The 7417-nt window shown below is 47.7% G+C and carries 3 protein-coding genes; 2 read left to right on the forward strand and 1 reads right to left on the reverse strand.

Going from position 1 to position 7417, the window contains the following annotated elements; all coding sequences use genetic code 11:
* Window positions 1-51: 51 nt before the first annotated feature.
* Together GRS80_RS03550 and GRS80_RS03555 are read left to right on the forward strand one after the other, a co-directional pair.
* Window positions 52-3357: an AAA family ATPase gene (locus GRS80_RS03550; protein WP_160046357.1), complete on the forward strand. Its 3306-nt coding sequence runs from the start codon at window positions 52-54 to the stop codon at window positions 3355-3357.
* Window positions 3358-3363: 6 nt separating this feature from the next.
* Complete coding sequence (locus GRS80_RS03555; protein ID WP_160046358.1) at window positions 3364-4662, forward strand: hypothetical protein; 1299 nt, start codon at window positions 3364-3366, stop codon at window positions 4660-4662.
* A gap of 684 nt (window positions 4663-5346) precedes the next feature.
* Here the strand turns inward: GRS80_RS03555 and GRS80_RS03565 are convergent.
* Entirely contained in the window at window positions 5347-7281 is a 1935-nt protein-coding gene (locus GRS80_RS03565; RefSeq protein WP_160046360.1) for a hypothetical protein, read from the reverse strand.
* Window positions 7282-7417 lie beyond the last annotated feature (136 nt).

Below are 7417 nucleotides of genomic sequence, written 5' to 3' on the forward strand. Positions count from 1 at the left end.
CCATCTACCATCAATTTATATACATCTGGCTTGTCATTCCCAACTATACGAATGGATTTTGAGCTAACAGAAGATCAGATTCAAAGCAGGGTAAATGAATATAAGCGAAATGAGGATTGGGAAGAGAAGATAGAAACAGCAAACGAAATTGCTGCAGCTGTCCGTGGACTGGCAGAAAGTATAGTAGAGTACTACGATGACCAAGTTGGAACAGATGAGATGTCTACTCTATTCCGATTATGTCAGATCTCATCAAAAGCTACACTTTCTAAAAAACGAAGCAGAGTTGAGGGACTGGATCTTCCAGAACACGTTAAAGAGGACATCAAATCAGAAATTCCGGATGTAGGTATTGTTGGTGGAGGGCAAGCCCAAATTTCGATTCCAGCGGAATACGAATCAGATGCGTATCAGCTGTTAGATGTTCTTGTCAACTCTGAAGATCAACACGAACTTGACGTTGCTATCGATGAGTTTGCTGCGTTAAATATTAAGGGAATACAAGCTGGTGTTTTGTCCCCAATTTTGTTCTTTCTTCATCCAACGAAGTATCCTATTATCAACAGTGCATCTCGCAACGGAATGGAAGCGCTCCTTGATTACACAGTGAGCTCTCAGCTATCCGAATATACGAGAGAAGCTGAGAAATTCAGAGAGTTTAGAGACAAATATGATTTGGGCGGTGACGATGGAAATCTTCGCGATGTTGATTGGTTCTTTTACACACTCGAGCTTGATGCCACGCCAGCTGTGTGGATCGAAAAGACAGCAATTCATGGTGAATACAAAAAGCCTGGTGCAGGTGAACTTTCTCTGGGCAAGGCGATTATGTCTCCGCAACGGGCAAGTGGTGGAAGAGATTTCTATTCGACCCTCCGCGATGCGGAAATCGGGGATATTGTTGTTCACCTACTGAAAGACAAAAAAGAAATAGCTGGTGTCTCTGTTATCGATTCAGACCTCATCACAGACTATGACTTTCCAGAAGCAGTTGAACAGCGGTGGGAGGCGGAGCAACGTGAACGGGGTGGGTATCTCAGGCGATTAACTGATTTTCAAGAGCTTGATAGCCCCCCAGCCGTTTACGACGACTTCCTTGACAACGAGTTGTATAAAGAAGAGCTACAGAGAATCAATGACGAGCATTCCGGCTTATTTTACGACAAGAATCAAATCCTCGTCCAGGGGACGTACTTTACTGCATGCCCGGACCCTCTCGCTGAGGTGTTAGCTGATATCTCGTCTGAGCTTGCGGAGTATTTCCGTGCACATGGGTTTGAACCACATAACCCTCCACAGATCTTCCAAATTCCGCTCTCTGACACGCATTCTATGCGAGATAATTTTGAGCAAACAGTTACGCAGGACGTTTCCATTACGGAAATTGAGGATCTTGTAGAGACTGAATTTGACCGAGAGACAGTCCGTGTCTGGGCATCTGGCGAAGAAAGTGAATCGGAAGAACCTGGTGATCTTCTACTCTTTGGAGACCGAGATGCCGAGGAGTATTTCATCGGGGCTACTGTCGGTGGCTCCGAACAGCTCTCAGAAGATCGAACACGGGAATTTTGTGATGCAGTTGGATGGGATTATTCTGAGCGATACCGATATCTCATCTATCTTGACGAGGTCTATGAGATCGAACTCGATGGCGAGTATTTCTGGGAGTTGATGGAATATGATGGGTTTCCATATGATGGATTTAGCCGGATTTACCCAGACCGGGTAAAAGAGAATCTAATAGCGAACAATGATTATGGGAGTGTTGATGCTTTTCTCGAGGAAATCAGTGTATCACAGCTGTATCCTGTGGATCAGAATGACGAAGGGCCAGGAGAAGGTGACGATGACTTGGATCCAGTCTACTATCTCTGGAATACAAACTATGAGAACGCAGACACAGATGGATCACTGGCATTTCAGCGAGGAGTGGCTGCAGCATATGGTGGAGATGAGTGGGGAAGGGACCTAACCCGTCCTAACAGGGGTGACATCCTCTTTGCGTACCTCGTCGGTACTGGGGTTATCGGAGTTGGTGTCGTGATCGACGAAACAGATGGTGAGCCAATCGATAAGAATGATTCCTCAATTGAACCGATTAAGGGACTTCAGACCCCTGAATACCATCTTCCAGTTGACTGGATTTACACTCTCCCACAGGAGTCTGCTGTGAGCATCTCGACGGTTGCTGATCTTCTTAACCGAAAAAAGATGTCGCACGTAGGCACGATCGAAAAGCCGACTGATCAACAAGGTGCTCGAGATCTCTATGACGGTGTTCGCCAGCGCTTCACAGAGCTTCATAAAACGTCTTCAGTAGAGCAGCATCAAAACGAGGATATCGAACGGTTACTTGAAGCAAAGAAGCAGGTTGTCTTCTATGGTCCTCCTGGTACTGGAAAGACCTACACAGCTCGACGATTCGCAGAGTGGCTTCGAGCGAAGAAGGATGCCAACGCATTAAGTGTTGACCAGATTCGAACAGTAACGTTTCATCCATCTTTTTCATATGAGGACTTCGTCGAAGGCTTTACCGCCTCAGTTGAAAACCAACAAGTCGAGTACACGTACGAGAAAGGAACATTTGCAGAGATCGTGCGAGATGCTACGGATGCCTACAACAATAGCGGCCAGAACGACGATGCATCGCCATTCTTCCTCATTATCGATGAAATCAACAGAGGGAATTTGGCACAGATCTTCGGTGAGTCGATCACCTTGTTGGAAGCAGATAAACGCCTAAATCAGGAGAATGAGATTGTAGCCAAGCTCGCCCACTCAGGGGAGGATTTCGTTATCCCGCCTAACCTCTATATTATCGGGACGATGAACACTGCTGATGAATCCATCGCCCTGGTCGATACCGCATTACGTCGACGCTTTCGCTTCCTCCCCTTCCCACCAGAACTTGAGATTGCCACCAGTAGTTATCCAGCGCTGTTGAATGGCGATGAGTTGGCTGATCTTCTGCAAAATGGTGGAAACCAACGAGATCAACTCATTGCAGCGTCTATTCTTGCTCTTAGAGACCTCAATGAGCGGATCATTAGACTCCAGCACCTTGGCAAGGGGAAACAAATTGGCCATACTTTCCTCTTGGGACTCGAGACATCCCAGGATATAGTCGATATGTGGCGATTCGAAATACTGCCACAACTTGAAGAATACTACTTTGGTCAATTCAATCGGCTTCAGAGCGATCTATTCCAGAACGGTGGTGATCAGCTTATCGACTGGGAGGCAAATCAGATCTTAGCCTTCGACTCTGAAACGCTTTACAGTGCGCTGTGTGAGATTGCGGGTATCAGTACTGACGATCGGGCACCACTGTCAGTAGAGTTCACCAGCATGGAGTAAATATTGATGATTGATGACAACGCAGTTGTAACAGTCTCAGGAGCAGCCGTCCCAGAGTCATCATCAGGTAAGACGGAGCCACCAGAAGACCCCATCACACTTGCAGAACACGACGAAACGGAGCCGTTCTCGCTCTCTGAACCAGACCAAAATTTTCTCGAGTCACTCAGTGAGAAATCACGGCCACTGTCGGTGACCTACACTGCGGATGGCACTGCCTCAATCAGTTCCTCCAGCTACGTTGGAGTAATGACTCTTCCAAGTGGAACGACGGTTGAGGTGACGCCCAAAGAGACCGTCAGCAACTTGCTGTACTTGCTGCAGTACGCGTTTGACGTTCCTGCCAGTACAATTGAACAGACGACTGGACTCAAACCTTCTGAGACGTTTATCGACGCGTTTGGGGCACTATTCCATGCTGAACTCAATGAGGTGCTGAGGCAGGGTATTCGGCGCGATTACAAACGAGTTCAGACGCTTGAACAGGAAGTTCGAGGCCGACTCGATGTCCAGCGGCAAATCCAGCGACCAACCACGGTTCCGACGGATTTTGCTGTCGAGTATGACGCATTCACGTCGGATACGGTACTCAACCGTGCAATCCACAGGGCGACACAGATTGTTACCTCTCTGGTTGAAGACGAACATCTCTCCTCGAAGCTGTCTCACCAAGAAAAGAAACTTCAACAGTTCGTTTCGCCAACTCACGTTTCTCTTGAGGAGCTGAACACGATCGAAATCACGCGGCTCAACGCATATTACGAGGATCTCCTAGAGCTTACTCGACTCGTCCTTTCACGGCTGTTTTTCGAGGATCTATCATACGGTGACCGGCAATCGTTTGGTCTCTTTATCAATATGAACAGTATCTTCGAAAAAGCAGCTGAACGCGCGTTCCGCGAGGCTGCGAGGGATATTTCCAGTGAGTGGAGGGTCGAAGGTCAAGCCAATATACGAAACATCATTAGTGGGCCGCACGCGGTCACTATGAAACCGGATTTCGTGGTAAGTGATTCCTCAGGCTCCGTTTTCTTTGTCGGAGACGCGAAATGGAAAACTGGGAGCTTACAGTCTGGGGATGTTCATCAAATAACATCCTATATTTTATCAGAGAAAGCGTCAGGCATTCTCGTATACCCTCAGCAGGGTGGCCGCAAGGAGCCGTCACGAGTTCATGATGGGATGAATGATTGGTCGCTTCAGTCCGTTGAGCTTCCAACTGCTACTGACGCCAAGTCATACTACGAATACCGTGATCGACTTATCGAAACTGCCAGCGAAATTTTATTCGAGCACAGACGCTAATCCCCTTGTTACGAACTCTGTGCTGTTCTATCTGAAGGTTGGATAGCTTCGTCCACTCTGCACTTCATATGCTTCTTCGACAATGTCATCTATTTCCGTTTTGGTGAATACATTCCGCATCCCAGTCATACGAAACAGGCGCTTTACCTGGCTAAATCGGTAATCTGTATAGAATGCGAGGTCAAAGATGAGAGCTCGAGCTGCATCTTCTCGTGTATTGTAGTCCCGCACAGACTGTTCCCATTTCCCCTCCACAATGGGCATGATTCGGTTGCTATTAGCAGCTGTCTGGAGCAACTCCCAGACCTGGTCATCCGTCACTGGCTGCTCGTACCGTGGTTGGGGAACCGGGTACTTGATTGTCGATACCGCCTCAGTCGATTTGTGATTTTTTGTACTCATTGTGAGTCCGGCGCCCCGTCGCAAGTTCGCGACGGGCGCGCTCCATCGGACCGAGGCGCGCCCACGCGCCGGCTGCCCTCGCGAATGCCTATATATCAATTTAGTTGAACTGTATCACAAAAGTGAATCTACAGAACTCCGTATAGAGTTTATACGGAACTCTTTGGATTGAGCTACTCATTGCAATCTATAGAAATACTCGCGGGGGCAGCCGCCACGACTTGCGATTCAACAACCGACAAAAATAGCCCCTGCAAAACTTTGATGTTAAAAACTTTTTGATCAACTCAGGTCTGGAAGTGTGACGGAGGCTGTATGCGGTGGGTCGGAAACACCATCTTCATTCCAAGTATACGGTTGTGTATCGTTTCTTGTCACAATCCCCTCTCGGCGAAGGCGTTTGAGCATATCTCGGACATGATTCTCTGAAAAGTCGATACTTTCTCGAGCTGTAATCTCTTGAACTGTTCCTGGGCCTTCTTCCTCGAGCGTATACATTACTGCTCGCTCGCCCTCACTGCGTTTTACAATTTCGAGCTCGGGAGCATCGTCAGGACTGATCGCGATCTCCTGAAGCCAGTCTGGGAGAGCAGATGTATGGACATACGCCGTCGATGGAACCGTACGACCGAACCGGAAGATTGCTTGCGCTACTTTATTTTCCCGATAGTGTTGAAGAAACGGATCGCCATCGAGACCATAAGCAAGACTAGCACCCTTCTCGTCGCCTCGCTCAGCAATATAACCTTCAAACGCGGCCGTAACTTGGATTGCACGATCACCTGGATGAGGGGAACCAAGCACAATACCGACTTCTTCCCCCTCAAATTTATTACTGCTCCTAAGATTTCCATAGTGGTCGAAATTTGAGATAGAATTCTCGACTCGCTGTGTATCAATAAACGGCTGCGATGTTTCGTTTTCAAATAGACGGTTTTCAGCCTTTTTTGTAGTAATTATTGGCACTTCTGTGCCATGGCGGTTTGCAACTGCTTCGATAAGCCCATAGCATTCTCGCCTATTTGCGTGTCGGCCGCTACTATATGGATTTATTGATCGAGATGTTTGGACAAATTGATATCCGATTGTTTCTTGGAGATATTGTTGTCGACAGTCGTCACAAAGAATTCTTTGTACAGAAACTGACTCAACACCGAGTCTACCGCTCCAGATCGCCTTGGTTGGTGTTCCGTCCAATCCAACAATAGCACATGCTGTACTGAGGTCTGGTGGACTTCGGAGATAGAGTGAGTCTTCACGGTAGTCAAATACCGCTTCAGAACCGTCTATGAGCTGGACATAGTCGAGCTTAATTCGATCACGAAGCTCACTGTTCCAGTCAGGATCGGCTTCTTCGTCAGACTGGGATTCAGGAACTAAGCCATCAAATTCGAGTATTGCAAGAATCGCTACGGGTGCGTTCGCATGGCCACCGTTTTCATTCAGAGCCTCAGCGGGCCTGGTGAGATTGTCACCGTCTGTAACTACCTCACGAAGCTCTTTACAAACCGAATTAAATCGATCCTGTTTTGCAACTATTTCGAGCTCACTTAGTGTGTCAATCTGGATGTCCTGCTTTTCGAGGAAGGTAGCAATAGCAGGTGCAAGATCTGAAGCACTAAACTCGGTACGAAATGCATCTTGTGGATCTTCGTCAAAGACGACGATCCGATCCTCGACAACTTCTGGGAGTCCTGCGTGGACTGGGTGACCGATTAGTAAATCCGCATTTGACGCTTCATTCCAACGCTTAATGTATTCACATTCGTCATCCTGCATACAAGGCAAATCATCCTGGAGGCGCATGTGCAGGAACTTCGGTGAAGCTCCTCTGTTGTGATATCCCTTGAGCCGATTTGCCCATTCGTCTCCATGCTCCCCAGTCGCCGTTGGGCAGTCTGTTTCTAACGAAGGTAATTTTATCACGTCCACATCGTCATCAACTATACTTTCTAGGTGTGCATTTCGAGTATCGTGTAGATGAGTGAATATTGCCGCTGGCTGATCAAACTCAGTCACTACTTCTGCTGCGGATTTTGTCTTACCGATAGTGGGCAATCCATCGATTACAACCGGTGAAGATCCCTTATCAAGTTGTTTTTGAATTGCCCGTTTGATCCCAACTCTACAAGCGTCCCAGACGGATTCTTGTGGAAGGTCTGTCTGATCACCGACGATTTCTCTTCCAAGACAACACCCGCCGCCTCCCTCGCTCATTGTTTACCTTGATCTCGCATCTATTGTTCTTGGTTCTATTGGCATCCGTTCTAGCTTAGCGACTGACTGAAATGGGGATCACGCCGAAATTGCGTCAAGTCTGACCGCAATCATACCGAGATAGCTGCTGTTCCAA

It is taken from the genome of Natrialba sp. INN-245 (assembly GCF_009807105.1).
Classification (GTDB): Archaea; Halobacteriota; Halobacteria; order Halobacteriales; family Natrialbaceae; genus Natrarchaeobius; species Natrarchaeobius swarupiae.